Origin of the sequence: Flavobacterium rhamnosi (assembly GCF_048286515.1) — a bacterium.
Classification (GTDB): Bacteria; Bacteroidota; Bacteroidia; order Flavobacteriales; family Flavobacteriaceae; genus Flavobacterium.
On sequence record NZ_JBLVPS010000029.1, the window covers coordinates 17,314 to 43,613 of the forward strand.

The following is a 26,300-nucleotide window of genomic DNA, read 5'->3' on the forward strand; positions in this document are numbered from 1 at the left end:
TTGCCTCGATTTTCATACTTATATTTGATGTTCATTTATAGTAATCAACTCCACATGAATTCCTCCTTGTTTTACAGCCTTTTACAGAAAAAATTTCCTTTTCAGCCAACGTATAAACAAGATATTTTTTTTCAAAAAATCGCTATTTTTTTAACCGAAGCCGATAACAATACCATTTTTGTGCTAAAAGGATACGCAGGAACGGGAAAAACGACTGTGATTTCTACAATTGTAAATAGTTTATTAGACATCAGTAAAAAATATGTTCTGCTGGCGCCAACAGGTCGTGCGGCCAAAGTGATTTCCAATTACTCGAATAAACCTGCTTTTACGATTCATAAAAAGATCTATTTTCCTAAGAAATCCTCCGGTGGAGGCGTTTCCTTTACATTGCAGCAAAACAAACATAAAAATACCATTTTTATAGTCGATGAAGCTTCTATGATTTCGGATACCAATTCCGATTCTAAGTTGTATGAAAACGGTTCCTTGCTTGATGATTTGATTTCGTATGTATATTCAGGGAGTAATTGTAAAATGATTTTATTGGGAGATACCGCTCAGTTACCCCCTGTGAATTTAGATATCAGTCCTGCTTTGGACATTCGTACTTTGGGAATGAATTATGACAAGGAAGTGGAACATATCGAGCTAGACGAAGTCATGCGTCAGGAAGAAAGTTCCGGTATTTTACATAACGCTACGGAGCTTCGGGAATTATTGAAAGACTCCTTTATAAATGAATTCAAATTTGATCTCAAAAAATTTAAAGATATTGTGCGCTTGACTGATGGTTATGATATTCAGGATGCCATCAATTCCGCCTATAGTAATTATAGTATTGAAGATACGGCATTTATTGTTCGTTCTAATAAAAGAGCAAATCAATATAATGAGCAAATCCGCACTAAAATCCTCGATAAAGAAAGTGAACTATCAACAGGCGATTTCCTGATGGTGGTAAAGAACAATTATTTTTGGTTAAAAGATTCTGATGAAGCAGGTTTTATAGCCAATGGTGATATCATTGAAATATTGGAAATTTTCAACATCAAAGAACTGTACGGTTTTAAGTTTGCTAAAGTAAAAATCCGAATGATTGATTACCCCAATCAGATTCCGTTTGAAACCGTTTTATTAATGGACACTATAAAAAGTGAATCGCCATCTTTAACGTATGAAGAATCAAATCGATTGTATCAGGAAGTTTTGAAGGACTATGAAGGTGAAACGAAGTATAACCAATTTCAGAAAGTAAAAGCCAATGAATATTTCAATGGTTTGCAGGTTAAATTTTCATATGCAATAACCTGTCATAAATCACAAGGTGGTCAATGGAATACCGTTTTTATAGAACAACCGTATTTGCCAGATGGCATCAATAGAGATTACATCCGCTGGCTGTACACTGCGATGACCCGAGCCAAAAATAAATTATATTTGATAGGTTTTAAGGATGAGAATTTTGAAGACTAATTTTTTAAATTACAATGATGAATACACTAAACGACTTACATAAAATAGCAGGTTCTTTTTCAAATACTGAAAAAATGCCTGTTTTGTTTTTGGGACATGGCAGTCCTATGAATGCCATTGAGGAAAATCAGTTTGTAATTGGTTTTCGAAATCTGGCTAAAACGTTACCCCAACCGAATGCCATTTTGTGTATTTCGGCGCACTGGTTTACCAAAGGAACCAAAGTAACAGCAATGGAAATGCCACGAACGATTCACGATTTTGGAGGTTTTCCGCAGGCGCTGTTTGACGTGCAATATCCAGCAAAAGGAAGCCCTGAATTAGCATTAGAAACCAAAGAATTATTGGCACCCATAGACGTAGAACTGGATGAACATTGGGGGCTGGATCACGGAGCTTGGAGTGTTATTAAGCATTTATATCCCCAGGCCAATGTACCTGTGATTCAGTTGAGTATTGATTATACAAAATCCGGACAATATCATTTTGAACTGGCACAAAAACTAAGTGCGTTGCGTACCAAAGGAATTCTGATTGTAGGCAGTGGAAATATTGTTCATAATCTAGGGTTAGTTGATTTTCGTAATTTCGACAAAGACAATTACGGTTATGATTGGGCAATTGAAGTTAAGGAAAGTGTAAATAATTATTTACTGGATGGGAATTTTCAGCCATTGGTTGATTTTGAAAAACAAAGCAAAGCGTTTCAGTTAGCGATTCCTACACCAGAACATTATTTGCCTTTGATTTATACTTTGGGATTAAAAGGAAAAACAGAAGAGCTCAGTTTATTTAATGATAAATTATTAGCGGGTTCGTTGAGTATGACTTCAGTGAAGATCATGTAGAATGATTTTGTGAAATAAATATTATATTTGGCATTCCTTCGAAGGATTAAGGCTAATCCTAAAGCCAATCTCCAAAATTAACTATTGTGAAAGTAAAAGACCATTATAAATTAGATAATCCGGTTTGGTTTTCGTTATCAGAATCGCATCAATGTTTTGCAGTAGATTATGGCAATATAAAATTCTATCATCCTGATTATTGTCCGTTTGGCGGTTTTATAATAAGAAATGCGATTTCAAAGTCTATCGATGAATACGCTACAAAAGTGGATGATTTTTTTATTGTTGGAGACAAACCAGAACTTTCAAATCTACTGAAGTTAAATAAAGAAGTTGTCTGTCTTCAAATGATTGTTTATGATAGAATCGAAATTGAAAATAAGGAACAAATAGTAAAACTTACGGACCAACATAGCGATGCCTTACAGGAGTTGGTCAACTTGGTGCAACCGGGTTATTTTAAAAGAAAAACCGCTGTATTAGGCAATTATTACGGTATTTTTAAAAATGACACTCTTGTAGCCGTAACCGGAGAGCGCATGCAAATGAATGATTTTATCGAAATAAGTGCAGTAGTCACAAATCCCGACCACATTGGAAAAGGATACGCAAAACAATTAGTTTCCCATACTGTAAATGAAATCTTCAATCAAAATAAGACTCCTTATTTACATGTGATTGAAGATAATGTAGGAGCAATACAACTTTATGAAAAATTAGGTTTCGAAATTCGCCGAAAAATTAGTTTTTGGAATATAGATTAAAAAAATAAAACTTTGCAACATAGTGTCTTTGTGGTAAAATTAAAATAATAAAAATGAAAATAATAGCAGTCATTCCCGCACGTTACGCTTCCACAAGATTTCCCGCTAAACTGATGCAGGATTTAGGAGGCAAAACGGTAATTCTAAGAACTTATGAAGCAGCAATTAATACCCAATTGTTTGATGATGTTTTTGTGGTAACCGATTCGGACTTAATTTATGACGAAATCGTTTCCCACGGAGGAAAAGCCATTCGAAGCATTAAAGAACACGAGTCGGGGAGTGATCGAATTGCAGAAGCAGTCGAAAACCTGGACGTAGATATTGTAATTAATGTGCAGGGAGACGAACCATTTATTGATGCGGAACCTTTGGCAAAAGTGATTGAAGTTTTTAGAAATGATTTGGATGAAAAAGTTGATTTGGCTTCTTTAATGCGTGAAATTAAAAATGAAGAAGATATTAATAATCCCAACAATGTAAAAGTAGTAGTAGATCAGAATGGATTTGCTTTGTACTTTTCGCGTTCCGTAATTCCGTATCCCAGAGAGAAAAATGTGGGCGTTCGCTATATGCAGCACATCGGGATTTACGCGTTTCGAAAACAAGCACTTTTAGATTTTTATCATTTACCGATGAAATCATTGGAAGCATCCGAAAAATTGGAGCAATTGCGTTATCTGGAATTTGGAAAACGGATTAAAATGGTTGAAACAGCACACGTCGGGATCGGAATTGATACTCCTGAAGATTTAGAAAAAGCAAGAAAAATGCTTTAGTACGAGGAGCGAATTCACTAAATGTTCTTCAGAACTATTTAGAAAAATTTAGTGAATTCGAGACAAAAAAATAAAAACTAATTTTTTACTTCACATAGGTGTTATAAATACGTCTTCGTTTAATAGTATTGTTGTAAAATTTTAAATAATCAATAAAATGTAGTAGTTTTAACCTAACTAATTTATTGACTTATGAAAAAAATAATGCTGCATCTTATTCTTTTGGGATCCGTCTATGCACAGGCACAAATGAAAGCGGATGATGTAAAAACGTTTACACTAACAAACGGAATGAAGTTTCTGGTTGTGGAGGATTTTTCAATTCCAAATGCCAATATGTATTTGTTTTATAAGGTGGGAAGCCGAAACGAATACCAAGGCATCACTGGACTTTCTCATTTTTTTGAACACATGATGTTCAATGGAGCTAAAAAATATGGTCCAAAGAGCTTTGACCAAACCATGGAATTTAACGGTGGCGCTAATAATGCATACACTACTGAAAATGTCACAGTTTATTCTAACTGGTTTCCGGCATCAGCATCTGAAGTTATATTTGATCTTGAAGGGGATAGAATTTCCAGCTTGAGTATTGATCCTGTTATGGTAGAAAGTGAAAGAGGTGTGGTATTAAGTGAACGTCGTACTGGTCTAGAAAACTCTCCATGGCGTCTATTGTCGCAGTCTGTGCAGGCAACCGCTTTTCAGGAACATCCCTACCATTGGCCAGTTATTGGGTACGAAGATGACATGAAAAACTGGACACAACAGGATCTGGAACGCTATTTTAGAACGTATTATGCTCCAAACAACTGCGTGGTAGTAGTTTCTGGCGCAATCAAAATGGAACAAGTTAAAGAATTTGCTAAAAAATACTTGGAACCTATTCCGGCACAGGCAGCTCCGCCTAAAGTCCACATTGTGGAACCTATTCAAACCGGGGAAAGAAGAATAGTTGTTAAAAAAGAAGTAGCAACCCCATATCTCATGATTGGGTATCATACTCCAGAGTCTAAAAATGAGGATTACTATGCATTGAATATTCTTAGTTCTGTTCTGTCAAGTGGGAATTCATCACGGTTGTATAGTTCATTAGTAGATCAAAAAGAACTAGCCACACAGGTATTTACTGATTTCGGAGATAGTTTTGACCCTAAGCTTTTCAATATATATGCTGTAGCTAATAAAGATGTTAAAGAGGCTGACCTAGAACAGGCAATTTATAATGAGATTGAAAAAATAAAAAAGGATGGTATCAGTGAAAACGAACTTCAGAAAATAAAAAACCAGAAACTAATGGAATTCTACTCGCAGGTGGAAACCATTGATGGAAAGTCAAATAATATAGGTACTTACGAAGTGTTTTTTGGAGATTATCGAAAAATGTTCAATGCACCGGCTAACTATAATAAAATTACTGTAGCTGATGTGCAGAATGTTGCCAAAAAATATTTTACAAAAAGTAACAGAACCGTAGGTGTATTAAAAACAAATGTAGAAGATTAACTTTATGAAACAGATCAATCAAAAACTTATCTTATTCTGTGTACTGATGATTACTAGTGCAAATCTATCGGCGCAGGGCTTTAAATTACCAAATTACACCACTTTTAAATTGCCAAACGGTCTCACCATTAACCTAATGGAGCAACATGATGTTCCTGTTATTAGTGTTTCAGCCATTCTGCCAGCCGGTGCAATTTATGATGATGATGAAGCAGGTTTAGCATCAATAACCGCTATAGCTCTTAAACATGGTACTGAAAATTTTACGAAGGTAAAGTTAGATGAAGAGTTGGACTTCATAGGAGCTGATGTAAGCACTTATGCTTCCAAGGAATTTTCAGGGCTTTCTTCGAAATTTGCAGCTAAGGATAAAGACAAAGTACTCACTATTATTAAAGAAATAGTACTGAATCCTATTTTTGATGCTACCGAGTTTGAAAAAGAAAAAAGTCGTTTATTAGTCACATTGGAACAACAAAAAGAAAGTCCAAGATCCGTAATAGGTGCTTATTTTGATTCACTTTTGTACGGTAATCATGTCTATGGTAATGTTTTAAGTGGAAATAATTCTACGGTTAGCAAATTAACGGTTAATGATATTAAGGATTTTTATAAAACAAATTACAAACCTAATAATGCTGTGATAAGTATCGTTGGAGATTTTACTACTAGTGATATGAAAGCAAAACTAGCCAAGTTGTTTTCTGGCTGGGAAAAATCACCAAAAGTAGCAGAAAACCCAGCATCAAAACCGATTAGCATTCCTACTGAAAATAAAGTATTTTTAGTCAATAAAGACGATGCAAAGGAGACTACATTTTATATTGGCGCACCAGGAGTAAACAGAAACAATCCTGATTATGTGGCTATTGATGTTGTTAATACATTATTTGGAGGACGTTTTACTTCTATGTTAAATGATGAACTTAGAGTAAATTCGGGCTTGACCTATGGTGCTTCAAGCAGATTTAGTGCTTTGAAGAATGGTGGTTCTTTTGCCATCAGCACTTTTACAGCTGTTAAAACGACACAGCAAGCAATTGATAAGGCTTTGGAAGTACTAAATAAATTACATGTAAATGGTATTGATGAAAAAGCATTAAGTTCAGCCAAAAACTATGTGAAAGGGCAGTTTCCTCCACGCTATGAAACGACAGAACAATTAGCGAACCTGCTTTCTCAAATGTTTTGGTATAATTTTGATAAATCTTTCATCGATAATTTTGAAAAAAATGTTGATAGCCTGGATTTGGCAAAAGCCAACCACATTATTGCCAAATATTTCCCTAAAGATAAGTTACAATTTGTACTTGTAGGAAAATCAGAAGACATTAGAAAGATTGCTGAAAAATATGGAAAAGTTATCGAACTGGAAATAAAGGATGATATAAAAAAAGTAAATTAATAAAAGGAAAATTGGGGATTAGGTTCCCCTATTTTTTTGGAATAAATCGCTATGTTTCTTTAGTAATTTGAGATATGTACATCAAAATTCTTACTATAACCGAAATACTAAACTAATTTATGTAAAAGTGCTTTAAGCCAGAAATTATTTTAATCGTTACTCCAGATTTTCATGATCAAAATAGCCCTTGGTTTTTATTTTGGTGGAGAAAAAATTCAGGAAAAGCACAATGAAAAATAAAAATAATAATGCTTGGGTAGTAACTAGAAATTTTCCGATTGTGGTAATTGGAAAATAATCCCCATAACCAATAGAAGAGGAGGTGACGATACTAAAATAAATCGCATCGAACCAATGTGTAAAAGCTTTGTTCAAATAACTGTCACAAGAATAGAACACCGCATACGCAAATGCAATCTCTAAATAATTAAAAAACAGTAATAGCATTGACCTTTTATAGGAACGGGGTTTTGAGAATAAATCAGATGCGAAAATCAATGTTGGAATATAAAAAACGGTTTCTAAAAAAACATAAACAAGAATCCAAATAATCCATTCCTGGCTTTGCCAATGATTTATTAAAATCAATATCGGAAAAACAACTTTTAGCAATACATAGCAATCTAAAGCTAAATCCTGATATTCAACTCCTTTTTTGCTGGCCCAATATTTTATATAAATTCCAGGGAAAAGCAATTGTGAGGAGGCAAGAATCAGCCGTACTATTTTTTCTATTCCATTATCTTCCTGATGATCGTTATTCCAAATAGAATGAATATTTTGAATCCGTTTTTGAAGGGGATTAAATTTGGGCTTAAGGCCAGTTGACATTTTTCCCAGAAGCAATTTTCTTAAAATTTTTTTCATTCACACAAAAGGATTAGATACATTATTGTAAGAGTACAAAATAATTGCGTTGCTTGAATAGTATGGATTGCAAATTTTTAGAGACAACATTTACTGTTTTAAGTTAATTTTTCAATTAGAATTAATTCATTATGAACTTCAACTCTAGGAATGGTTTTGATTTGAAATTGATTCTCATAAAATTCGGAAACATACTTTTGATTTCTTCTATTTTGACTTTCATTCAAAATCATAGTATTGAAAAGAATAAAACCTCGACTTCTTAAAAGAAAACAGACACGGCTGACGAAAAATGATTCAAACAGAAAATTTGGCATTGTTGTGTCTTGGAAGATATCAATTATGATCAAATCATATTTATTTTTGGTTTTCAAAACAAATTCAAATGCGTCTTCAATAACAATATCGAGTTGGGATATTTTATCTAAGGCAAAATATTTATTCGCGACCTTAATTATATCGGAATCAATTTCAACTCCCGTAATTTTTCCTTTAAATTCAATTTCTTCTGTCAAAGTTTTTATAACACTGCCTCCAGCAACACCCAAAACGAGAATATGTTCCATAGTGGCTATTTTTTCATAACCGATATTTTTTAAGCCTATTCTTAAAATACGTTGTAGACTCCCATAGGAATAATTGGCATTTTCAGAATCTAAAACCAGCTCACCATTGGACCAGGTCACTTCAATTGATTTACTTAATGAAGATTTCGATTGATAAATTTTTATTGGAATTAAATAACTAATTATTTTTTTAATCATTGCTGACAGTTTTACCCAAAATTACCATATTAATTATTTATTTTGTAGGAAAGAATTGAAGAATGAAGAAACAATTTTATAAATGGATATTTTTCAAGCTAATGGGTTGGAAAATAGTTGGGACAATTGATGCGAATATCAAAAAATGTGTCATGATGGTCATGCCACACACGAGTGCACATGATTTTTATTTGGGGATTTTTACCAGAGGAATAACTGGATTGGAAATGAACTGGGTTGGAAAAAAGGAATTGTTTCGTTTTCCTTTTGGATTTTATTTTAGCTATATGGGCGGTGAACCTTTAGATCGCACTGGTGGATTGAATAAAGTGGATTCAATTGCAGCAATTTTTCAACGAAAAGAAATTTTTCGTTTAGCCGTAGCACCTGAAGGGACCCGTGAAAAAGTAAGCGAATTGAAAACTGGATTTTATTATATTGCCTTAAAAGCAAATGTTCCCATAATCCCTGTTGCTTTTGATTTTAGTAAAAAAGAAGTGAAACTAGGGAATCCATTAATACCTTCAGGAAATTTAGAAGATGATATTCTTATTTTAAAAAAACATTATATAGGCGTTGAAGGTAAAATTCCTGAAAAAGGATATTCATTAGAATAAAGTTAAAAAGTTTCATTTCAAGTATGGGGAATTAAATCTCTAAAATTATACTAAGGAAAAATTTATTTAGAAATCCAGAATTTAAATCGTCGTATTCACATTCGAGTGATAATGATTCTATCTACCCGATAGAATTAAACTTGGCGCGGAATCTGGCTTGTTTTTTTAATCAGGAACATAGCTTTTGAAAGTTCCATTTTTGTAAAAAATGACAATCTTATCAATTTCACTTGAAGCAGTTTCTTTTGTTATATTTTGACTTTCCATTTTTTTTGTTTCCATCGCATTTATCGGATTCGCATTTTTAATTTCCGAGAATAAATTTTCAGCAATAATTTCGTGGTTTAAAGGGGCAGCGCTATTTTGCGTTTCAACCTCTTCTAATGCATTTTCTTTCTTATTGAGATGCTCTGTGTTTTTTGGAAATGTTCCTTTTCCATTCAAAATCCAATACAAATCAACATCAGGAAAAACGTCTAAAATTTTAAGGATAAAATCTAGACTTGGTTTGTTTCTTCCTGAAAGTAGGTGAGACAAACTCGAACGTTGTACGCCAATTTTATCTGCAAAAGAGGAGGCGTTCAGACCGTAGTAATCCAGTATAATTTCTAGTCTTTTTATAAAATCTTCTATGTTTACCATTGTAAATTGGGATTAAAAATAATCGATTTACAAATGTAACTAAATTAAGCGAAAGCACCAAAATTACAAGTGTAAATAGTGTTTATTCTAGTAATTTACATAAACTTAGTGTTTTAATAGATTAATCTAAATAATTGATAAATAATTAGTTAAAGTTGATTTTTATTTTACGTAACATTTGTCAATTAAAGGAAGTTGATGTGTCAAGGGAAGAATAAGAAAAGTGTTTACATCATTGAAATAATTCAAATTAATTCTGTTTACAAATGTAAATACAAAGATGTTTACTTTTGTAAATCAAATAGTATAGCATGAATTTAGAACAATTATTCAGTCAATATAAAGAAGAATCGATCCGTGGTCGTTATCTTACTTTAGATTCAATCGAGCCTTTATTGCAGAAATTAAACACCAATAGTCAGCTAAAAATTATTGGAAAATCAGTTCTTGGAAAACCAGTTTATTCGTATCAAATTGGAGAAGGTCAAACCAAAATTTTCCTTTGGTCTCAAATGCACGGAAATGAAAGTACTACTACCAAAGCGCTTTTTGATTTCTTAAATGTGCTTAATGGTGGTTCAGACTTAGCGCAACAATTGTTGGCGAACTTTACTTTTTGTAGTATTCCAATGTTAAATCCTGACGGAGCAACTTTATATACGCGCGAAAATGCGAATAAAGTAGATCTCAATCGTGACTCTCAAAGCCTTTCGCAACCTGAAAGCAAGATATTAAGAGCAACTTTCGAATCTTTCAAGCCTGATTATTGCTTTAATCTCCATGATCAGCGCACTATATTCGGGGTTAGTGATACAGGAAAACCTGCTACATTATCGTTTTTAGCGCCTTCTTATAATGAAGAGCGAGAGATAAATGAATCCAGATTAAAAGCAATTAATTTAATCGTAGCAATAAATGACATATTACAACATTATTTACCAAATCAAGTAGGGCGTTTTGATGATTCTTTTAATATAAATTGTATCGGAGATACTTTTCAATATTTAGGTGTTCCGACTTTGTTATTTGAAGCTGGACATTTTGCAAATGATTATGACAGGGAGGAGACAAGAAAATTTGTTTTTATGGCGCTAATTTCTAGTTTTACGACACTTAGCGAAAACGTTATAGTTGACAATGGAATTAATAAATATTTGAATATTCCTCAAAATAAAGTCGTTTTTTATGATTTAATGTACAAAAACATCAGAATAAATTATGATGGTATTGAAAAAATCACCAATTTTGCAGCACAATACAAAGAAGAGTTATTTGAAAATCAGATTTACTTTAACGCCTACATTTCACAAATTGGCGAATTAGAAAATCATTTTGGTCATTACGTGTATGATGCTAAAGGAGCGGTATATAAAGATGACTATGATAATTTTCCGAAATTAAATCAAAAAGCTGATTTTTGCTTAGATAATAACATAAAATTTGTTAACGGAATGATAAAAGTATAATATTTATATCGTTTTATTAATTTTTATGTATATTTTTATACTTTGTAATAGCAAATATTAATATTAATTAAAGAAATATGAGTAAGTTTCGTTTAGATGAAGTAGATCACCAGATATTAGATATGTTGATAGACAACACAAGAGTTCCATTTACAGATATAGCAAAAAAATTGTTAATTTCTGCGGGAACGGTGCATGTTAGAGTAAAAAAAATGGAAGATGCAGGAATTATAATGGGATCTTCATTAGTTCTGGATTATGACAAATTAGGATATTCTTTTATTGCATATGTAGGTGTTTTTCTTAACAATACGTCTCAAACAAAATTTGTTTTAGAGCGTATTAATGAAATTCCTTATGTAACAGTTGCGTCTGTAACAACAGGTAAATTTAATATTTTCTGTAAAATCAGAGCTAAAGACACTAAACATGCTAAGGATGTTATCTTTATGATTGACGATATAGAAGGCGTTTACAGAACAGAAACTATGATTTCCCTAGAAGAAAGTATAAATGATAAGAAGCGCCTAATGCATACTATTTTTAAAAATATGTAATTAATCTTGAACGCTATATTCTAAAATATAACCTCAAGTTTATTCTTGGGGTTTTTTTATGATAAATTAAGTAACTAAACCAACTACAACTGAATTATGTACACGCTGCCTAAAATAGAACGCTTTAATCAAGATGTTCTTTCGAAATATCACATTTATAATAGTGTTTTTATTACATTACCTTTTGATTCTATAGACAATACAGGCGTTTTGCTTCCTTTGTTTACAGATGTTTGTGATACAGGTTTTAAAAAACAAGAAACACCTAAAGAAATTGTCGATTTTTTTGCAAAAAGATATTTACACAACGCTTCAGAAACAGATAAAATTGATTTGATGTTTCGTTTCATTCAATATATTGAACGTCAGATTGTTTTGTTTGATGCTATTGAAGATGCTGCTTTTCCTGCAGTTAATAATATGGAGGGAAGAGGCTCGTTGAGGGATATCAAGGAGAAAGCAGATGCTAAAGATAAAGAAGAGGAATTGATTAATTTCTTAGAAGATTTCAATGTCAGAACTGTTTTGACAGCGCATCCAACACAGTTCTATCCAGGAGCAGTTCTGGGTATTATTAATGATTTGACGGATGCTATTAGAAAAAATAACTTACTGGATATTAAGCAATTGTTAGCTCAGTTAGGAAAGACTCCTTTCATTCAAAATGAAAAACCAAATCCATTCGATGAAGCGGTGAGTTTGATCTGGTATCTTGAAAATGTATTTTATAAAACTTCTGGAGAAATGGTACATTATCTTCAAAAGAATATTTTTCATGGAAATTCTATTAAAAATCCATTAATTAAGCTAGGTTTTTGGCCAGGTGGAGACCGTGATGGAAATCCATTTGTGACTACAGAGATTACTTTAAAAGTCGCAGAGCGTTTGAGAACTTCTATATTGAAATGTTATTACATTGAAATGAGAAATTTAAAACGTAAGTTAACGTTCTCGGATGTAGACACTTTAGTGTCAGAACTTGAATTTAAACTTTATCGTTCTGTTTTTTATTCACAAGGAGAGATTTTTATCACTTTGGAGGAGTTTAAGTCACAATTAAAAAAAATAAAACAAATAATTATAGATCAGCATCAATCTTTATATCTTGACGAGTTGGATGCGCTTTTAATTAAAGTAAATTTATTTGGTTTTCATTTTGCCTCTTTGGATATTCGTCAAAACAGTAAAATTCACGATGCCGTCTTTAATGATGTTGTAGAATTTTATTTAAATTCACATCCGGCTGTTTTTCCTGAGAATTATTTTGAATTATCAGAAGAGGAGAAGTTTGCTGTTCTTTCTAATGTTAATGGAGATTTAAATCCAGAAGTATTTAATAATGAAATGACCAGATCAACTATTGAATCTATTCAGGCAATAAAAACAATACAGGAAAATAATGGAGAATTTGGCGCAAATCGTTATATTATCAGTAATAATGAAAGTGCACTTAATGTAATGGAAACCTTCGCATTGTTCCGTTTGAGCAACTGGGAGAGCCCATCTGTCGATATTATTCCGCTTTTTGAATCTGTTGACGATTTGCAAAATGCACATGCTATCATGGAAAAATTATATACCAATCCTGCGTATGCGGAACATTTGGTGAACAGAAATAATAAGCAAACGATAATGCTTGGTTTTTCTGATGGTACGAAAGATGGAGGCTATTTAATGGCGAATTGGAGTATTTACAAGGCCAAAGAAGAACTTACTGAAATCTCTAGAAAATACGGTATAAAAGCTATTTTCTTTGATGGACGTGGTGGTCCTCCAGCTCGTGGTGGTGGGAAAACGCATAAATTTTATGCTTCATTAGGTCCAAATATCGAAAATAATGAGATTCAGGTTACAGTACAAGGGCAAACAATAAGTTCTAATTTTGGAACTTTGGATTCTTGTCGTTACAATTTAGAGAATTTATTAAGTGCCGGTGTAACCAATCAGGTTTTTAGTAAAGGTCAAAATGAATTATCAACGAATGAGAAAGGTATTTTAGATCAACTGGCAGGATTAGGGTACGAGAAATATTTGAGTTTTAAGAATCATCCTAAATTTATCCCTTATTTGGAGCAAATGAGTACTTTGAAATACTATGCAAAAACAAATATTGGAAGTCGTCCATCCAAAAGAAGTAAGTCAGAAAGTTTAGATTTTGCTGATTTACGAGCGATTCCTTTTGTTGGTTCTTGGAGCCAATTAAAACAAAATGTGCCAGGTTTTTTCGGAGTAGGATCTGCGTTAAAACATTTTGAAGATACAGAGCAATGGGATAAAGTTCAGGATTTATATGATAATTCTTTGTTCTTTAAAACCTTGTTGGAAAACAGTATGATGTCACTGGCAAAATCATTTTTCCCGCTAACAGCTTACATGAAAAAAGATCCTGAATTTGGAGCTTTTTGGCAAATTATCTATGATGAATTTTTAGAGACAAAGCGTTTACTTTTGAAAATTGCAGGGCATAAGGAATTAATGGAGAATTATCCTGATGGTAAAGCTTCTATACAAATAAGAGAGCATATCGTATTGCCATTGTTGACAATACAGCAATATGCTTTATTGAGAATCAATGAAATTAATAAAGAGAAAAACCCAGATATAGACTTGATTAAAGTGTATGAGAAAATTGTAACACGTTCTCTTTTTGGAAATACAAACGCAAGTAGAAATTCAGCTTAATTGTAAAAAATGAAAACAGATCAATTGCCTGTAATTGAATATTCTGAATTTAATGCAACCTATATTAAGGATGCCGGAAATGTTGAAATGATTGAAGAACTGGAGATTTGTCTTCATGATTTTATTCGTTTTGTACAAAATATTCCGATGGATAAGTTTGACTATACATATGCCGAAGGTAAGTGGACAATCAAAGATATTATTCAACACATCATTGATACAGAAAGAATATTTTCGTATCGTGCGTTGCGAATTTCCAGAAGTGATAAAACACCATTACCTGGTTTTGAAGAAAACGACTATGTAAATAATACGAATGCTAATGACAGAGGTATACAGAACTTATTGGAAGAATTATCAGCCGTTAGACATTCTAATTTGTTTCTTTTTAAAAGTTTTTCAGAAGAACAGTTAAAGAGAATTGGAACTGCCTCTAATGCTTCTATTTCAGTTCGTGCAATAGGGTTTATCCTGATTGGTCATCAAAAACATCATCAAAAGGTTTTTCAAGAAAGGTATTTATAGCTTATTCGAAACTAGTTGACCAGATTTTTAACTTGTTTTCAAAAGACATTGTATTAGCAGGACTAGTTGAAGGCATCACATAATACGTGATGCCTTTTATTTGCCCGAATTTTTTGAGAAAGTACTTATGACTTTCTTTTCCGTTAAATATAATTTTACTGATTGCTGGGAATTCCTTGAACAGGGTTTCAAAATCATTTTCTTTTTGATTTTTGATGTGGATATCCAAACTCCCTTTTCTTTCACAATTTTTCAATACATCCCACAATCCAATTTTTTTATCTTGAAGTAATTGTATTTTTTCTTCAAAAAGTTCGGATTGAGGTAAATCACCTAATATTCGGTACATTATTTTCCAAAAATGATTTCTTTTGTGCGCATAATATTCCTGCTTTTCGAGAGAGGCTATACCAGGCATTGTTCCTAAAATCAAAATTTCAGTTGTAGCATTTACAAAAGAGGAGAATGATTGTATCATGTTTTTTAGAGTACAGCGTTTTCTTTTTCAAGTATGGCTAATGCTAACCTAATTTTTCCGTAATCCATTTTCTCTTCAAAATAATCGAAATAGGGTTTCAATGCAACCGGAGATTCCAATTTTACTTGTGCTTCAGCAATATGAGATACTTCTTCTTTTGATATAAAGGGGTTTAAGTCAATTGGGGCTCCATCAAGATATAATTTAGCCAAATGGGACATAATCGTACTCAAGCCTAATTTTCGCTTTTTAGAAATTTCTTCAGCAGATAATCCGTTTTGGTACAATTCCAATGTTTCTTTGTAAGTGGTGGCCTCTTTCTTTTTCTTAACAACTTTAGATTTTTGAAAAGCAATGATAGTTTTTATAAACGGATCACCGTATTTTTCTAGTTTTGCTTTCCCAACACCATCTATTGCCAGTAATTCTTGGTCGCTTGTTGGTCTTTCGGTTTCCATTTGGCGTAAAGCCGCATCACTAAAAATAACATAGGCCGGAACAGATTCTTCTTTAGATATTTCGTAACGAAGTTTTCGCAATGTCTCAAATAGTGAATTTACGGTAGATTTGCTTTTTACTTCTTTTGCTTCTTGCTTGTCGATATTTATTTTCTGAACAGTTGTCAACAGCACTTTTTCTTCTTCAAACAAGACTTTTTTTGCAAAGGCAGTCAGTTTAATTTTGTTTTGCTGATGAAAGGCAATTTCGCAATACCCAAGATTTATAAGTTGAATCAGGTATTGATTCCAATCAAACCACGATAGATCGATGCCAACACCATATGTTTTTAAATTTTGATACTCTTTTTCATAGATATAAGCGTTTTTTGAGCCCCGCAAGAAATCAATGATTACTGGCAATGATTCGGTTTCTTGCAGTCGTATTATAGCTGACAATGCTTTTTGGGCAATAACTGTCCCATCGAAAAAGGAGGGTGGATTTTTGCAGATATCACAATTTCCACAATTCTCTGTAACCAGTTCTCCAAAATAAGAAAGTAAAATTTTTCTGCGACAACTTAACGCGTCCGCATACTGTTTCATTCGTTCTAGCTTGGCAAGCTGTACTTCGGCGTTTAAACCCTGGGAAGCAAATTTTTGCAACTGAATGACATCGCCGTAACTTTCAAATAATATGGTTTCTGAAGGTAACCCATCTCGGCCGGCACGACCAATTTCCTGATAATAACCCTCAATATTTTTAGGTAAGTTATAATGAATAACCCATCGCACATTAGATTTATCAATGCCCATTCCAAAAGCTATGGTAGCGCAAACGACCTGACAATCATCATTAATGAACTCGTCTTGGGTTGTAGAACGAATTTTAGTGTCTAAACCGGCATGATAGGCTTTTGCATTAATTCCGGTTTTTTGTAGTTTTTCAGCAAGTTCTTCCGTTGTTTTTCTGCTTAAGCAATAAACTATACCTGATTCGTTTGGCTTTTCTTGGATGAAATCTATAATCTGCTTTACTCGGTCTAATGCTGGGCGAACTTCTAAACTTAGGTTTTTTCTATCAAAAGAAGCCACGAATATTTTAGGGTTGATTAGATTTAATTGCCGGCTAATATCCTTACGAGTAGCTTTATCAGCAGTTGCAGTTAAAGCTAAGATTGGAGTAGAAGGAAAGCGATTTTTTAGATAACCCAAATTCGTATAAGCGGGACGGAAATCGTGTCCCCAAGCGGAAATGCAATGGGCTTCGTCAATAGCAATAAGACTTACGGTTAAACTATTGAAAACGTTGTCAAGATACGATAAGCTTTCCGGAGCAATGTAAACTAATTTTATAATGTTGGTTTTTAAGCTTTCAATATAAAATTGGCGTTCGGCTTCGGTTTGGCTGCTATTTATATAACAGGCATTTATACCGTTCGCTTTAAGACTGTCTACCTGATCTTTCATCAAGGCAATTAGCGGAGAGATAACGATTGTTATTCCGGGAAAAATTAATGCTGGCAATTGAAAACAGATTGATTTACCACCACCTGTCGGCATAATAGCCAAAGTATCCTGACCAAAAAGCACACAATTTATTATGTCTTCCTGATTGGGTCGGAATTTTTCGAAACCGAAGTTTTCCTTAAGTTTGGCATGCAGAATCGCTGGAGTCATTTTTGGCGTATATTTTGAATTCTAAATTAACAAAAAAAGGAACTCGTTTGGGAGTTCCTTTTATTTTTATTGAAGTCTTGAATTAATCTTCATCATCCTCATCGTCATCGTCCGATGTTGCTTTATCCTCAATATCATCGTCGTCATCGTCTCCATCATCATCTCCAGCGTCAGAATCTGGTTTGTCTATAGCATCATCGTCGTCGTCATCGATAGCGTCATCATCATCAAGTTCTAAACCGCTTATTGGTTCAACAACTGCATCGATGTCATCATCCTCGTCATAATTTTCAATTCTGTCTGCTAATTTTGTACTGACTTTTACTAAATAAATAGTGTCTTCGGTACGTACTTCGACAGCTTCTATCAATTCATTTTTAGCATTTCTAAAACGGATAATGTTTGAATCATCATATCCTTCAGGAAATTTTTCTACCAAAAGGTTCAAAATTTCATTAGTAAGTTTTGCGTAATCAACTATTACTCTTTTCATAAAGTTATTCTATAAATCTAATAAATAAGCGAAAATTAAAGGTGCTACAATGGTAGCATCGGACTCAATAATAAACTTTGGAGTTTTTATATCTAATTTACCCCAAGTAATTTTTTCATTCGGTACCGCTCCAGAGTAAGAACCATAACTGGTTGTTGAATCTGAAATCTGACAAAAATAACTCCAAAACGGAATGTCGTGCATTTCCATATCTTGGTATAACATTGGTACAACACATATTGGGAAATCTCCTGCAATTCCTCCACCAATCTGGAAGAAACCTACACCATTAGTACTGTTTTTAGGGTACCAGTCAGATAAGAAAACCATGTATTCAATACCCGATTTCATTGTTGACGCTTTCAATTCCCCTTTGATAACGTAGGATGCAAAAATATTTCCCATCGTACTATCTTCCCATCCAGGAACAATAATAGGTAAATTTTTCTCTGCAGCTGCATACATCCAACTGTCTTTCAAGTCAATTTCATAATATTCTTCAAGAACTCCTGAAAGTAACATTTTATACATAAACTCATGTGGAAAATATCTTTCTCCTTTATCATCAGCATCTTTCCAAATTTTGTAGATATGTTTTTGTAAACGACGGAATGCTTCATGTTCTGGAATGCAAGTGTCGGTAACTCTGTTTAAACCTCTTTCTAATAAATCCCACTCGTCCTGAGGAGTTAAATCTCTATAATTTGGAACTCTTTCATAATGAGAATGAGCTACTAAATTCATAATGTCTTCTTCAAGATTTGCTCCTGTACAAGAAATAATCTGAACTTTGTCCTGACGAATAATTTCTGCAAAGATCTTTCCAATCTCCGCTGTACTCATAGCACCAGCCATGCTCACCATCATTTTTGCACCATTAGCTAATTGTTGTTCGTAAGCCTTAGCTGCGTCAACTAAAGATGCAGCGTTGAAATGCAGGTAATGCTTCTCAATAAACTGACTGATTGGTCCTTTGCTCATTTTTTTAAATTTAAAGATTTAAAAATCGAAACATTGAATTTGTATTTCAAATTTAACGAATTTTTAAATTGAGTAATTGTATAATTAAAATTTATTTTTTGTCGTAACCTAATATTTTTAAAACATCATCGGAAGTTTGCTGCTCTGAAAAAACCTCAGTTGCTAAAATCCCGTTTTCATCTCTGTCTATTAGTATGTGTTTGGGTTGTGGAATCAAACAGTGGTGTAAACCACCATAGCCACCAATGGTTTCCTGATAGGCTCCAGTGTTAAAAAATCCAATATATAAGGGTTTCTCCTTGTTGTATTTGGGCAAATATATAGCATTCATATTTTGCTCAGAATTGTAATAATCATCACTATCACAGGTCAGCCCGCCCAACAAAACTCTTTCGTAAGTATCATTCCAGCGATTTACTGCTAACATGATAAAACGTTTGTTAATAGCCCATGTATCCGGCAAAGTCGTGATAAAAGAGGAATCGATCATATTCCATTTTTCTCTATCATTTTGTTGCTTTTGATACAATATCTGATAAATTGCACCACCGCTTTCACCAACTGTAAAGGATCCAAATTCTGTGAAGATATTCGGGACATCAACTTCCGCTTCGTCGCAGGCAATTTTTATCTGATTGATAATTTCGTCAATCATGTATTGGTAATCGTATTCAAATGCCAATGAGTTTTTGATTGGAAAACCACCACCAATATTCAATCCATCTAATGTAGGACATTCTTTTTTTAATGCAACATAAACTTTGATACATTTTACTAACTCATTCCAGTAATATGCATTATCATTTATACCAGTATTGATAAAAAAGTGCAACATTTTAAGTTCCAGTTTTTTATTTTCTTTGATTTCTTTTTTATAAAAAGGAACGATGTTTTTGTATCCAATTCCTAATCTTGAAGTATAGAACTCAAATTTAGGTTCTTCCTCGGCAGCAATACGAATTCCAATTTTGAATTTCCCTTTTATTTGACCTTGAAGCAAATCTAGTTCTTCATAATTATCAATAATCGGAATAGCATTTTTATGTCCGTTATTTACTAATCGAGCTATGTTTTCAATGTATTGATCTCTTTTAAAACCATTACAAATGATATAAGTACTTTTATTGATTTTGCCGTTTTCCAGTAAATTTTCAACAATATTAATGTCAAAAGCAGAGGAAGTTTCAATATGAATGTTATTCTTAAAAGCTTCATTCATGATAAATTCAAAATGAGAACTTTTTGTACAATAACAATAATAGTATTTTGCCTCGTATTTGTTTTTCTCCATCGATTTACGAAACCAGCTTTTGGCTTTGTTAATGTTGTTGGAAATTTGTGGTAAATAAGTGAATTTTAATGGCGTACCATATTTCTCCACTAGTTTCATCAAATCAATATTGTGAAACTGAAGATTGTCTTTGTTTAAAGTAAATTCTTCTTGTGGAAAGTAATAGGTTTGATTTATTAGATCAGAATATTTTGTATTCATTTAGTTTTCAGGATTTTAGATTAAATGTACGTAAAAATAAATAATCTAAAATTCAGACTCTGATATTTGCATAAATTATTTGAAGCTTTTCATTATCTGCTTTAAAATATTGAAAAAGATCAAAACTAAAGTTTCCTTTGATAGAATAAAAACGTTTCAATATTCTTAAAAAAGACATATTGTTTTGGTTTTTCTTAGAACTATAATTTCTCTTGTTTTGACTTTTTTTCATCGCAGCAAATGTAAAAAATATTATATACGTAACGCAATCCTTTTTATAAAAAAAATAATTAAGATTTATAATCCAAGAACGCTTTAAGAATTAATTCATTCTCAACCGATTGATTGATTTTTATTTTTCCGATACCTTCGATCAATGCAAACTGGATGTTACCGTATTCATTTTTTTTGTCGTGAATAAGCAATTTTAGAATAGGATCGATATCATTTTCTTCAAAAATAATGTCGTCATATATAGTCTTGATAGTTGATTTTATTTGAAAATACTCCTCTTGACTGATCAAATTTTTATGCAATGAAATATAACTTTCCAATATCATTCCTACCGCAATCGCTTCTCCGTGCAATAAAGTAGTTTTGGATTCGCTTTCTAGAAAATAGCTTTCAATCGCATGACCAAGAGTATGACCGAAATTCAATGATTTTCTAATGTTTTTTTCAGTTGGATCTTGCTTTACAATTTCGTTTTTTATTTCGACAGAACGATAAATTAATTCATCAAAATCTGCAAAATCGATAGCTTTCAAATCAAGAAATTGTTCCCAATATTCTTTGTCGTATATCAAACCATGTTTAAGCATTTCCGCAAGACCGGAACGCATTTCATTTTGTGGCAACGAAGCAAGATACTGCGTGTCAATAAGAACCATTACAGGTACATTGATAACTCCGATTTGGTTTTTTAAATTGCCTAAATCAACGCCGTTTTTACCTCCAACAGAAGCATCAACCATGGATAATAAGGTAGTAGGGATGTGAATAAAATCAACTCCTCTCTTGAATGTTGAAGCAACAAATCCACCTAGATCAGTAACAACACCACCACCTAAATTAATTACAAGACTTTTTCTATCAGCACCAAGTTCAGTTAAAACATTCCAAATTTGAACACAGGTTTCTATATTTTTATTTTGTTCTCCTGCTTCAAACTCAATGATTTCAATAGTAAGCTCCGTTTCTAAAAAGGGTAAAAATTTTGGCAAACAAAACTCATTTGTATTGCTGTCGACAATAATAAATAGGTTGGAATACTTGTTTTCTTTTAAATGAAGGTTTAATGCTTCGTATGCTTTTTCGTTGAAATGAATCGGATAATTGTTGGCTTGAATTGATTGCATCTTTATTGATTAATTGAAAGGGCAAAATAAGGTAATTTTTGCTGAATAATATTCAAAACTCTATCTATATTTGTACAAAAATATCACAAAAAATGGAAAAAATATTCAATAATACACAAGTTGCATTTGCATTAAAAAGCGATACCGAACTCGATAGAGCTTATTTTCTTTTCAAAATGATTGATAATCAGCCTTTAGTTCGAATAGGGACCGCTGTTACTAATTTTGCATTGAAAGCAAATCTTCCTGTAGAAGGTTTGATTCGCGCTACAGTTTTTGATCATTTTTGCGGCGGAGTTAATGAGGTTGATTGTCTTTCTGTAGTTGATAAAATGTTTACCAAAGGAGTTTCATCGGTTTTGGATTATTCCGTAGAAGGAAAAGAAGAAGAAGATCAGTTTGATGCTGCTCTAGAGATGACTTTAAAAACGATAGAATTTGCCAAAGAGCGTAAAGCGATTCCTTTTGCCGTTTTTAAACCAACCGGATTTGGACGTTTTGAATTGTATGAAAAATTAGGAGAAAAGCAAATCTTAACTTCTGACGAACAGGCAGAATGGGATAGGGTAGTGGAACGTTTTGATATAGTTTGTAAGGACGCACATTCTAAAAATGTAGCACTGCTCATTGATGGTGAAGAAAGTTGGATGCAAGATGCCGCCGATGATTTAGTTACCGACATGATGCGCAAGTACAATCGAGAAAAACCAATAGTTTTCAATACGTTGCAAATGTATCGTTGGGATCGTATGGATTATTTGAAAAAATTGCATGAACAAGCCAAAAAAGAAGGATTCTTTATAGGTATGAAATTAGTTCGTGGTGCATACATGGAAAAAGAAATTGCACGTGCGGAAGAGAAAGGCTACCCATCACCAATATGTGCTTCAAAAGAAGCTACAGATGAAAATTATGATGCGGCAGTACGGTACATGATTGACCATTTGGATACTATGTCTATTTTCGCAGGTACTCATAACGAGTTAAGCACCTATACTCTAATGGAATTGATGGAAGAAAAGGGAATCAAAACTATTGATGACAGAATCTGGTTTGGTCAATTGTACGGAATGAGTGACAATATTAGTTATAATCTAGCCGCCCATGGTTATAATGTTGCTAAATATTTGCCTTTCGGCCCTGTAAAAGATGTTATGCCGTACTTGATTCGTCGTGCTGAAGAAAATACTTCAGTTGCCGGACAAACCAGTCGTGAATTATCAATGATAAAAGCGGAACGAAACAGAAGAAAAGGGAAATAAAATGATATTTTTAGGTTTTGCTGAATAAAAAGTCCACAAGCAAGATTTAAATACAAAAAGAATACAAATGAAAAACTCCATTCTAGACTAATAGACTGACTGGAGTTTTTTTATTGGAATTTAGGAAGTCTAAGAGTTGCTAAATTGTAAGTTGCTTAAATTTTTGTACATTCCATTTTCTAAAGCAATTAGTTCCTGATGCGTTCCTTGCTCGGTGATTTTTCCTTTATCAAGAACCAAAATTTGATCAGCGCTTCGTATAGTGGAAAGGCGATGTGCAATAATGATACTCGTTCTTCCCTGCATTAAAATTTCTAATGCTTCTTGAACTAGTTTTTCGCTTTCACTGTCTAATGATGATGTAGCTTCATCCAGAATCAAAATACTTGGATTTTTCAGTAATGCCCTAGCAATTGCAATTCGTTGTCTTTGTCCGCCAGAAAGTTTAATTCCTCGTTCACCAACAATAGTTTCGAATTTTTCAGGAAAACCTTCAATGAAATTTAAGGCATTGGCTTGTTTTGCTGCCAGAAGAATTTCTTCCTGAGTAGCATCTGGTTTTCCGTAGGCAATATTTTCTTTGATGGTTCCACCAAATAAAATCACATCTTGCGGAACAATACTCATATTTCCTCGAAGATTTTCTAAATCATAATCGTAAATGTTTTTGCCGTCAACCAATATTTCACCACTATCAATATTATAGAAACGTAATAATAAAGATGCAATAGTCGATTTTCCAGTTCCACTTGGACCTACAATAGCTATTTTTTGCCCATAATTAGCAGTAAAACTAACATCTTTTAATACTTTAATTTCTTTTCTGGAATGGTAACTGAAAGCTACATTTTTAAAGGTAACGTTGCCTTTTATTTTATGGGCTGATGCTGCATTTTGAACAGAATTAATTTTTTCGGGAGTTTCTTCCAGTAATTCAAAAACTCTTTCAGTTGCACCGATTGCTTTTTGAATTTGTGCATAAAGTTCTGCAATCCCTCCAAATGAAGCTCCAACAAAAGTGGAGTACAATACAAACGAAATTAATTGTCCTACACTCATTTCTCCACTAATGCTCAGGCGAACACCAAACCAAACTACGGCAACAATAGCTCCAAAAAGACAAAAAATAATGAATGAAGCAAAGTATCCTCTATATTTTCCTCCTTTAATGGCTATTCTAACTACTTCTTTTATCTTGCCATTATAGCGAGCAATTTCGTACCATTCATTGGCGAAAGCTTTAACAATACTAATGCCTTGCATCGTTTCTTCCACTATAACCTGACTTTCGGCTACTTTATCTTGAACATTTTTTGAATATTTTCTGATAAATCTTCCAAAAATAACGGCTGCGACAGCTACTAGCGGTACTACTGATAACATCAACAAGGTTAGTTTGATACTTTCATTCGCCAACAAAAGAACTCCGCCGATTATTAAAATGAATTGCCTTAAGAATTCCGCTATTGTGGAAGTTAGGGTGTCTTGTATTTGTGTTATATCTGAACTAATTCTACTATTTAATTCCCCTACACGCTTTTGCGAAAAGAATGACATCGGTAGCTTAACCAGATTACTGTATAATGATAATCTAAGATTCGCTAATGTATGTTCTGTAAAATTGACGAATAAATACAATCGAAAAAACGAAAAAATGGATTGTAAAAATAAGATAGCAATTAAACCTAAAGCAATAGTATTCGCTTGTGAATTATCTTTGTTTTTTACGCAATCAATTAGCATTCCCATTAATTTAGGAAAAGCCAATGCCGTTGCTCCAGTAAATAATAGAAAAATTAGACCTACATAAAATTTCCAACGATGATTTCCCGCATATTGAAATATAATAGTCGCTTTAGTGAGAGAACTTGCAGTGATTTTTGATTTTGGTAAATCGTTTTCTTTGAATCTTGCCATTAAATATTATTTATATCGCAAATGTATGACTATAATGACTCATTACAAAAAAACAGTACTGTTTCATTAGAGAATTAAAGTGCTGCTATAGAGCATGAAAGGAAAATATATTTTTTTTTGTTTATTTTTTTTAATAATTTACTTGTAAATACAATTTCGAGGTGTATATTTGCACACCGTTAAGGGCGATTAGCTCAGCTGGTTCAGAGCACCTCGTTTACACCGAGGGGGTCGGGGGTTCGAACCCCTCATCGCCCACCATAATTTAAAAACCTCCAAAATCATTTGATTTTGGAGGTTTTTTTGATTCGAAAATTATTTTGAAATTTCTTTAATATTGATAAGTTACGGATCAAGGATCAGTCCTAAAACCTGTGGGGAAGCAAAAATTAAGCATAAATATTAGTTAGCCTAAAAAGGAAAAATGCAACGTTTCTCACTCCTCTAAATTGTGCCCTAAATGCTTTTATTTTGGCATTGAAAGATTCCGCCGAAGCATTAGTACTCCTATTATCAAAATAGTTTAAAATAGTTTGATAATGATTTACTATAGATCGTGAGATAGTATTAAAGGATTTGAAACCAGATTGATTTACTTTCTCATGCCATTTGGCTAACCTTGAAAGCCCAATAATTTTATCTGTTGTTTTCTCAAATATATTTCTCAAATCCTGAGCTAAATCGTATGCTTTTTGGATATCGGGATACAATTGGAATAATAATGCAGCACGACCTATTTGATTTTCTGACCATTTAGATTTGTTTTTATATAGGAAATAACGGCTTCTGGCTAGCAATTGCTTGAGGGTGTCTCCATTAGTTAACACCTCAGATTCGAACTTTCTATTCCCTTTTTTAGCTTTTTCTATAGCATCATTTTCCTGATCTATTGCTTGCCAACGGTATTTGATTCTGATTTCTTGTAAGGCTTCCAGGGCTAGTTTTTGAACATGGAAGCGATCGGTTACCTGTACAGCATTTGGAAAACATTTCTTGGCAATTAATCCCATATTTGCTGCCATGTCCAATGTAATCTCCGTGACTTGATTGCGCTGTTTGAGAGGGATTCTTTCAATAATAGATATTACAGCATTAGCTTTAGTTCCGGCAATCATGGCAACTATGCTCCCCTTCTTTCCTTTACCTGCTTTGTTGGTTAAAATTGTATAGAGTTCGCCATTGGAGAATGAAGTTTCATCTATTGATAAACGTTTGCCTAAGTTTTTCGCAAAGAGAAGCCATTGTTTGGCGTGTGGTAGTTGATCCCAGGCTTTGAAATCACTTAAGAAATCTTTGTATTGTTG

The 26,300-nt window shown here is 33.1% G+C and carries 23 protein-coding genes and 1 tRNA gene; 13 read left to right on the forward strand and 11 right to left on the reverse strand.

Features of this window, described 5'->3' with window-relative positions:
* Nucleotides 1-54: 54 nt before the first annotated feature.
* From ACNQGN_RS17100 to ACNQGN_RS17125, 6 genes are all read left to right on the forward strand, one after another.
* Nucleotides 55-1,476, forward strand: a complete 1,422-nt coding sequence (locus tag ACNQGN_RS17100) for an ATP-dependent DNA helicase (RefSeq protein ID WP_417989045.1) — start codon at nt 55-57, stop codon at nt 1,474-1,476.
* Between the two features lie 17 nt (nt 1,477-1,493).
* Complete coding sequence (ygiD, locus tag ACNQGN_RS17105) at nt 1,494-2,324, forward strand: 4,5-DOPA-extradiol-dioxygenase (protein ID WP_417989046.1); 831 nt, start codon at nt 1,494-1,496, stop codon at nt 2,322-2,324.
* 86 nt (nt 2,325-2,410) lie between these two features.
* Nucleotides 2,411-3,088: a GNAT family N-acetyltransferase gene (locus ACNQGN_RS17110; RefSeq protein ID WP_417989047.1), complete on the forward strand. Its 678-nt coding sequence runs from the start codon at nt 2,411-2,413 to the stop codon at nt 3,086-3,088.
* Nucleotides 3,089-3,141: 53 nt separating this feature from the next.
* Nucleotides 3,142-3,867, forward strand: a complete 726-nt coding sequence (gene kdsB, locus ACNQGN_RS17115; protein ID WP_417989048.1) for a 3-deoxy-manno-octulosonate cytidylyltransferase — start codon at nt 3,142-3,144, stop codon at nt 3,865-3,867.
* Between the two features lie 192 nt (nt 3,868-4,059).
* Nucleotides 4,060-5,373 carry a M16 family metallopeptidase gene (locus ACNQGN_RS17120; protein WP_417989049.1) on the forward strand — a complete coding sequence of 438 codons (1,314 nt, stop codon included), beginning with the start codon at nt 4,060-4,062 and terminating at the stop codon, nt 5,371-5,373.
* Between the two features lie 4 nt (nt 5,374-5,377).
* On the forward strand, nt 5,378-6,778 hold the full coding sequence (locus tag ACNQGN_RS17125; protein WP_417989050.1) for a M16 family metallopeptidase: 1,401 nt from the start codon (nt 5,378-5,380) through the stop codon (nt 6,776-6,778).
* Nucleotides 6,779-6,934: 156 nt separating this feature from the next.
* Here the strand turns inward: ACNQGN_RS17125 and ACNQGN_RS17130 are convergent, their stop codons facing one another.
* Together ACNQGN_RS17130 and ACNQGN_RS17135 are read right to left on the reverse strand one after the other, a co-directional pair.
* Nucleotides 6,935-7,645, reverse strand: coding sequence for a potassium channel family protein (locus ACNQGN_RS17130; RefSeq protein ID WP_417989051.1), 711 nt, complete (start codon nt 7,643-7,645; stop codon nt 6,935-6,937).
* Between the two features lie 98 nt (nt 7,646-7,743).
* Complete coding sequence (locus ACNQGN_RS17135) at nt 7,744-8,409, reverse strand: spermidine synthase (protein ID WP_417989052.1); 666 nt, start codon at nt 8,407-8,409, stop codon at nt 7,744-7,746.
* A 62-nt stretch (nt 8,410-8,471) separates the two neighbouring features.
* On the opposite strand from ACNQGN_RS17135, the gene ACNQGN_RS17140 reads away from it, so the two are divergent.
* Nucleotides 8,472-9,026 carry a 1-acyl-sn-glycerol-3-phosphate acyltransferase gene (locus ACNQGN_RS17140; protein ID WP_417989053.1) on the forward strand — a complete coding sequence of 185 codons (555 nt, stop codon included), beginning with the start codon at nt 8,472-8,474 and terminating at the stop codon, nt 9,024-9,026.
* A 165-nt stretch (nt 9,027-9,191) separates the two neighbouring features.
* Here ACNQGN_RS17140 and ACNQGN_RS17145 read toward each other — a convergent pair whose 3' ends face one another.
* Nucleotides 9,192-9,668 carry a helix-turn-helix domain-containing protein gene (locus tag ACNQGN_RS17145; RefSeq protein ID WP_417989054.1) on the reverse strand — a complete coding sequence of 159 codons (477 nt, stop codon included), beginning with the start codon at nt 9,666-9,668 and terminating at the stop codon, nt 9,192-9,194.
* A 311-nt stretch (nt 9,669-9,979) separates the two neighbouring features.
* On the opposite strand from ACNQGN_RS17145, the gene ACNQGN_RS17150 reads away from it, so the two are divergent.
* From ACNQGN_RS17150 to ACNQGN_RS17165, 4 genes are all read left to right on the forward strand, one after another.
* The gene (locus ACNQGN_RS17150; RefSeq protein ID WP_417989055.1) at nt 9,980-11,134 is read left to right on the forward strand and encodes a M14 family metallopeptidase; all 1,155 of its coding nucleotides are present in this window, start codon (nt 9,980-9,982) and stop codon (nt 11,132-11,134) included.
* 77 nt (nt 11,135-11,211) lie between these two features.
* Nucleotides 11,212-11,691: an Lrp/AsnC family transcriptional regulator gene (locus ACNQGN_RS17155; RefSeq protein WP_035672404.1), complete on the forward strand. Its 480-nt coding sequence runs from the start codon at nt 11,212-11,214 to the stop codon at nt 11,689-11,691.
* A gap of 96 nt (nt 11,692-11,787) precedes the next feature.
* The gene (locus ACNQGN_RS17160; RefSeq protein ID WP_417989056.1) at nt 11,788-14,373 is read left to right on the forward strand and encodes a phosphoenolpyruvate carboxylase; all 2,586 of its coding nucleotides are present in this window, start codon (nt 11,788-11,790) and stop codon (nt 14,371-14,373) included.
* 9 nt (nt 14,374-14,382) lie between these two features.
* The gene (locus ACNQGN_RS17165) at nt 14,383-14,898 is read left to right on the forward strand and encodes a DinB family protein (protein ID WP_417989057.1); all 516 of its coding nucleotides are present in this window, start codon (nt 14,383-14,385) and stop codon (nt 14,896-14,898) included.
* 1 nt (nt 14,899) lies between these two features.
* Here ACNQGN_RS17165 and ACNQGN_RS17170 read toward each other — a convergent pair whose 3' ends face one another.
* From ACNQGN_RS17170 to aroB, 6 genes are all read right to left on the reverse strand, one after another.
* On the reverse strand, nt 14,900-15,376 hold the full coding sequence (locus ACNQGN_RS17170; RefSeq protein ID WP_417989058.1) for a DNA-deoxyinosine glycosylase: 477 nt from the start codon (nt 15,374-15,376) through the stop codon (nt 14,900-14,902).
* Between the two features lie 5 nt (nt 15,377-15,381).
* Entirely contained in the window at nt 15,382-17,493 is a 2,112-nt protein-coding gene (recQ, locus tag ACNQGN_RS17175; protein ID WP_417989059.1) for a DNA helicase RecQ, read from the reverse strand.
* An 82-nt stretch (nt 17,494-17,575) separates the two neighbouring features.
* Nucleotides 17,576-17,986, reverse strand: a complete 411-nt coding sequence (locus tag ACNQGN_RS17180) for a DNA primase (RefSeq protein ID WP_417989060.1) — start codon at nt 17,984-17,986, stop codon at nt 17,576-17,578.
* Nucleotides 17,987-17,995: 9 nt separating this feature from the next.
* Nucleotides 17,996-18,967 (reverse strand): deoxyhypusine synthase family protein, encoded by a 972-nt coding sequence (locus ACNQGN_RS17185; protein WP_417989061.1) that lies wholly within the window; start codon nt 18,965-18,967, stop codon nt 17,996-17,998.
* 91 nt (nt 18,968-19,058) lie between these two features.
* A complete protein-coding gene (locus tag ACNQGN_RS17190) occupies nt 19,059-20,459 on the reverse strand; it encodes a type III PLP-dependent enzyme domain-containing protein (protein ID WP_417989062.1) in 1,401 nt (466 codons plus the stop codon).
* Between the two features lie 290 nt (nt 20,460-20,749).
* Nucleotides 20,750-21,817, reverse strand: a complete 1,068-nt coding sequence (gene aroB / locus ACNQGN_RS17195) for a 3-dehydroquinate synthase (protein WP_417989063.1) — start codon at nt 21,815-21,817, stop codon at nt 20,750-20,752.
* Nucleotides 21,818-21,909: 92 nt separating this feature from the next.
* Between aroB and ACNQGN_RS17200 the strand changes: the two genes are divergently transcribed.
* Nucleotides 21,910-23,079, forward strand: a complete 1,170-nt coding sequence (locus tag ACNQGN_RS17200; RefSeq protein WP_417989064.1) for a proline dehydrogenase family protein — start codon at nt 21,910-21,912, stop codon at nt 23,077-23,079.
* A gap of 129 nt (nt 23,080-23,208) precedes the next feature.
* Here ACNQGN_RS17200 and ACNQGN_RS17205 read toward each other — a convergent pair whose 3' ends face one another.
* On the reverse strand, nt 23,209-24,996 hold the full coding sequence (locus ACNQGN_RS17205; RefSeq protein WP_417989065.1) for an ABC transporter ATP-binding protein: 1,788 nt from the start codon (nt 24,994-24,996) through the stop codon (nt 23,209-23,211).
* Between the two features lie 183 nt (nt 24,997-25,179).
* Between ACNQGN_RS17205 and ACNQGN_RS17210 the strand changes: the two genes are divergently transcribed.
* Nucleotides 25,180-25,257 (forward strand) — tRNA-Val (locus ACNQGN_RS17210).
* A 128-nt stretch (nt 25,258-25,385) separates the two neighbouring features.
* Here ACNQGN_RS17210 and ACNQGN_RS17215 read toward each other — a convergent pair.
* Nucleotides 25,386-26,300 (reverse strand): ISAon1 family transposase (locus tag ACNQGN_RS17215; RefSeq protein ID WP_417989066.1); only part of this gene is annotated, 915 nt, incomplete at its 5' end.

What these genes read in the sequence shown, in the direction of transcription:
- ACNQGN_RS17125 (WP_417989050.1), top strand. Translation starts at nt 5,378, where the DNA reads ATGAAACAGATCAATCAAAAACTTATCTTATTCTGTGTACTGATGATT.
- ygiD (WP_417989046.1), top strand. Translation starts at nt 1,494, where the DNA reads ATGAATACACTAAACGACTTACATAAAATAGCAGGTTCTTTTTCAAAT.
- ACNQGN_RS17140 (WP_417989053.1), top strand. Translation starts at nt 8,472, where the DNA reads ATGAAGAAACAATTTTATAAATGGATATTTTTCAAGCTAATGGGTTGG.
- ACNQGN_RS17145 (WP_417989054.1), bottom strand. Translation starts at nt 9,668, where the DNA reads ATGGTAAACATAGAAGATTTTATAAAAAGACTAGAAATTATACTGGAT.
- ACNQGN_RS17180 (WP_417989060.1), bottom strand. Translation starts at nt 17,986, where the DNA reads ATGAAAAGAGTAATAGTTGATTACGCAAAACTTACTAATGAAATTTTG.
- ACNQGN_RS17200 (WP_417989064.1), top strand. Translation starts at nt 21,910, where the DNA reads ATGGAAAAAATATTCAATAATACACAAGTTGCATTTGCATTAAAAAGC.
- recQ (WP_417989059.1), bottom strand. Translation starts at nt 17,493, where the DNA reads ATGACTCCAGCGATTCTGCATGCCAAACTTAAGGAAAACTTCGGTTTC.
- ACNQGN_RS17155 (WP_035672404.1), top strand. Translation starts at nt 11,212, where the DNA reads ATGAGTAAGTTTCGTTTAGATGAAGTAGATCACCAGATATTAGATATG.
- ACNQGN_RS17170 (WP_417989058.1), bottom strand. Translation starts at nt 15,376, where the DNA reads ATGATACAATCATTCTCCTCTTTTGTAAATGCTACAACTGAAATTTTG.
- ACNQGN_RS17190 (WP_417989062.1), bottom strand. Translation starts at nt 20,459, where the DNA reads ATGAATACAAAATATTCTGATCTAATAAATCAAACCTATTACTTTCCA.
- ACNQGN_RS17150 (WP_417989055.1), top strand. Translation starts at nt 9,980, where the DNA reads ATGAATTTAGAACAATTATTCAGTCAATATAAAGAAGAATCGATCCGT.
- ACNQGN_RS17100 (WP_417989045.1), top strand. Translation starts at nt 55, where the DNA reads ATGAATTCCTCCTTGTTTTACAGCCTTTTACAGAAAAAATTTCCTTTT.
- ACNQGN_RS17185 (WP_417989061.1), bottom strand. Translation starts at nt 18,967, where the DNA reads ATGAGCAAAGGACCAATCAGTCAGTTTATTGAGAAGCATTACCTGCAT.
- aroB (WP_417989063.1), bottom strand. Translation starts at nt 21,817, where the DNA reads ATGCAATCAATTCAAGCCAACAATTATCCGATTCATTTCAACGAAAAA.
- ACNQGN_RS17120 (WP_417989049.1), top strand. Translation starts at nt 4,060, where the DNA reads ATGAAAAAAATAATGCTGCATCTTATTCTTTTGGGATCCGTCTATGCA.
- kdsB (WP_417989048.1), top strand. Translation starts at nt 3,142, where the DNA reads ATGAAAATAATAGCAGTCATTCCCGCACGTTACGCTTCCACAAGATTT.
- ACNQGN_RS17160 (WP_417989056.1), top strand. Translation starts at nt 11,788, where the DNA reads ATGTACACGCTGCCTAAAATAGAACGCTTTAATCAAGATGTTCTTTCG.
- ACNQGN_RS17130 (WP_417989051.1), bottom strand. Translation starts at nt 7,645, where the DNA reads ATGAAAAAAATTTTAAGAAAATTGCTTCTGGGAAAAATGTCAACTGGC.
- ACNQGN_RS17205 (WP_417989065.1), bottom strand. Translation starts at nt 24,996, where the DNA reads ATGGCAAGATTCAAAGAAAACGATTTACCAAAATCAAAAATCACTGCA.
- ACNQGN_RS17165 (WP_417989057.1), top strand. Translation starts at nt 14,383, where the DNA reads ATGAAAACAGATCAATTGCCTGTAATTGAATATTCTGAATTTAATGCA.
- ACNQGN_RS17135 (WP_417989052.1), bottom strand. Translation starts at nt 8,409, where the DNA reads ATGATTAAAAAAATAATTAGTTATTTAATTCCAATAAAAATTTATCAA.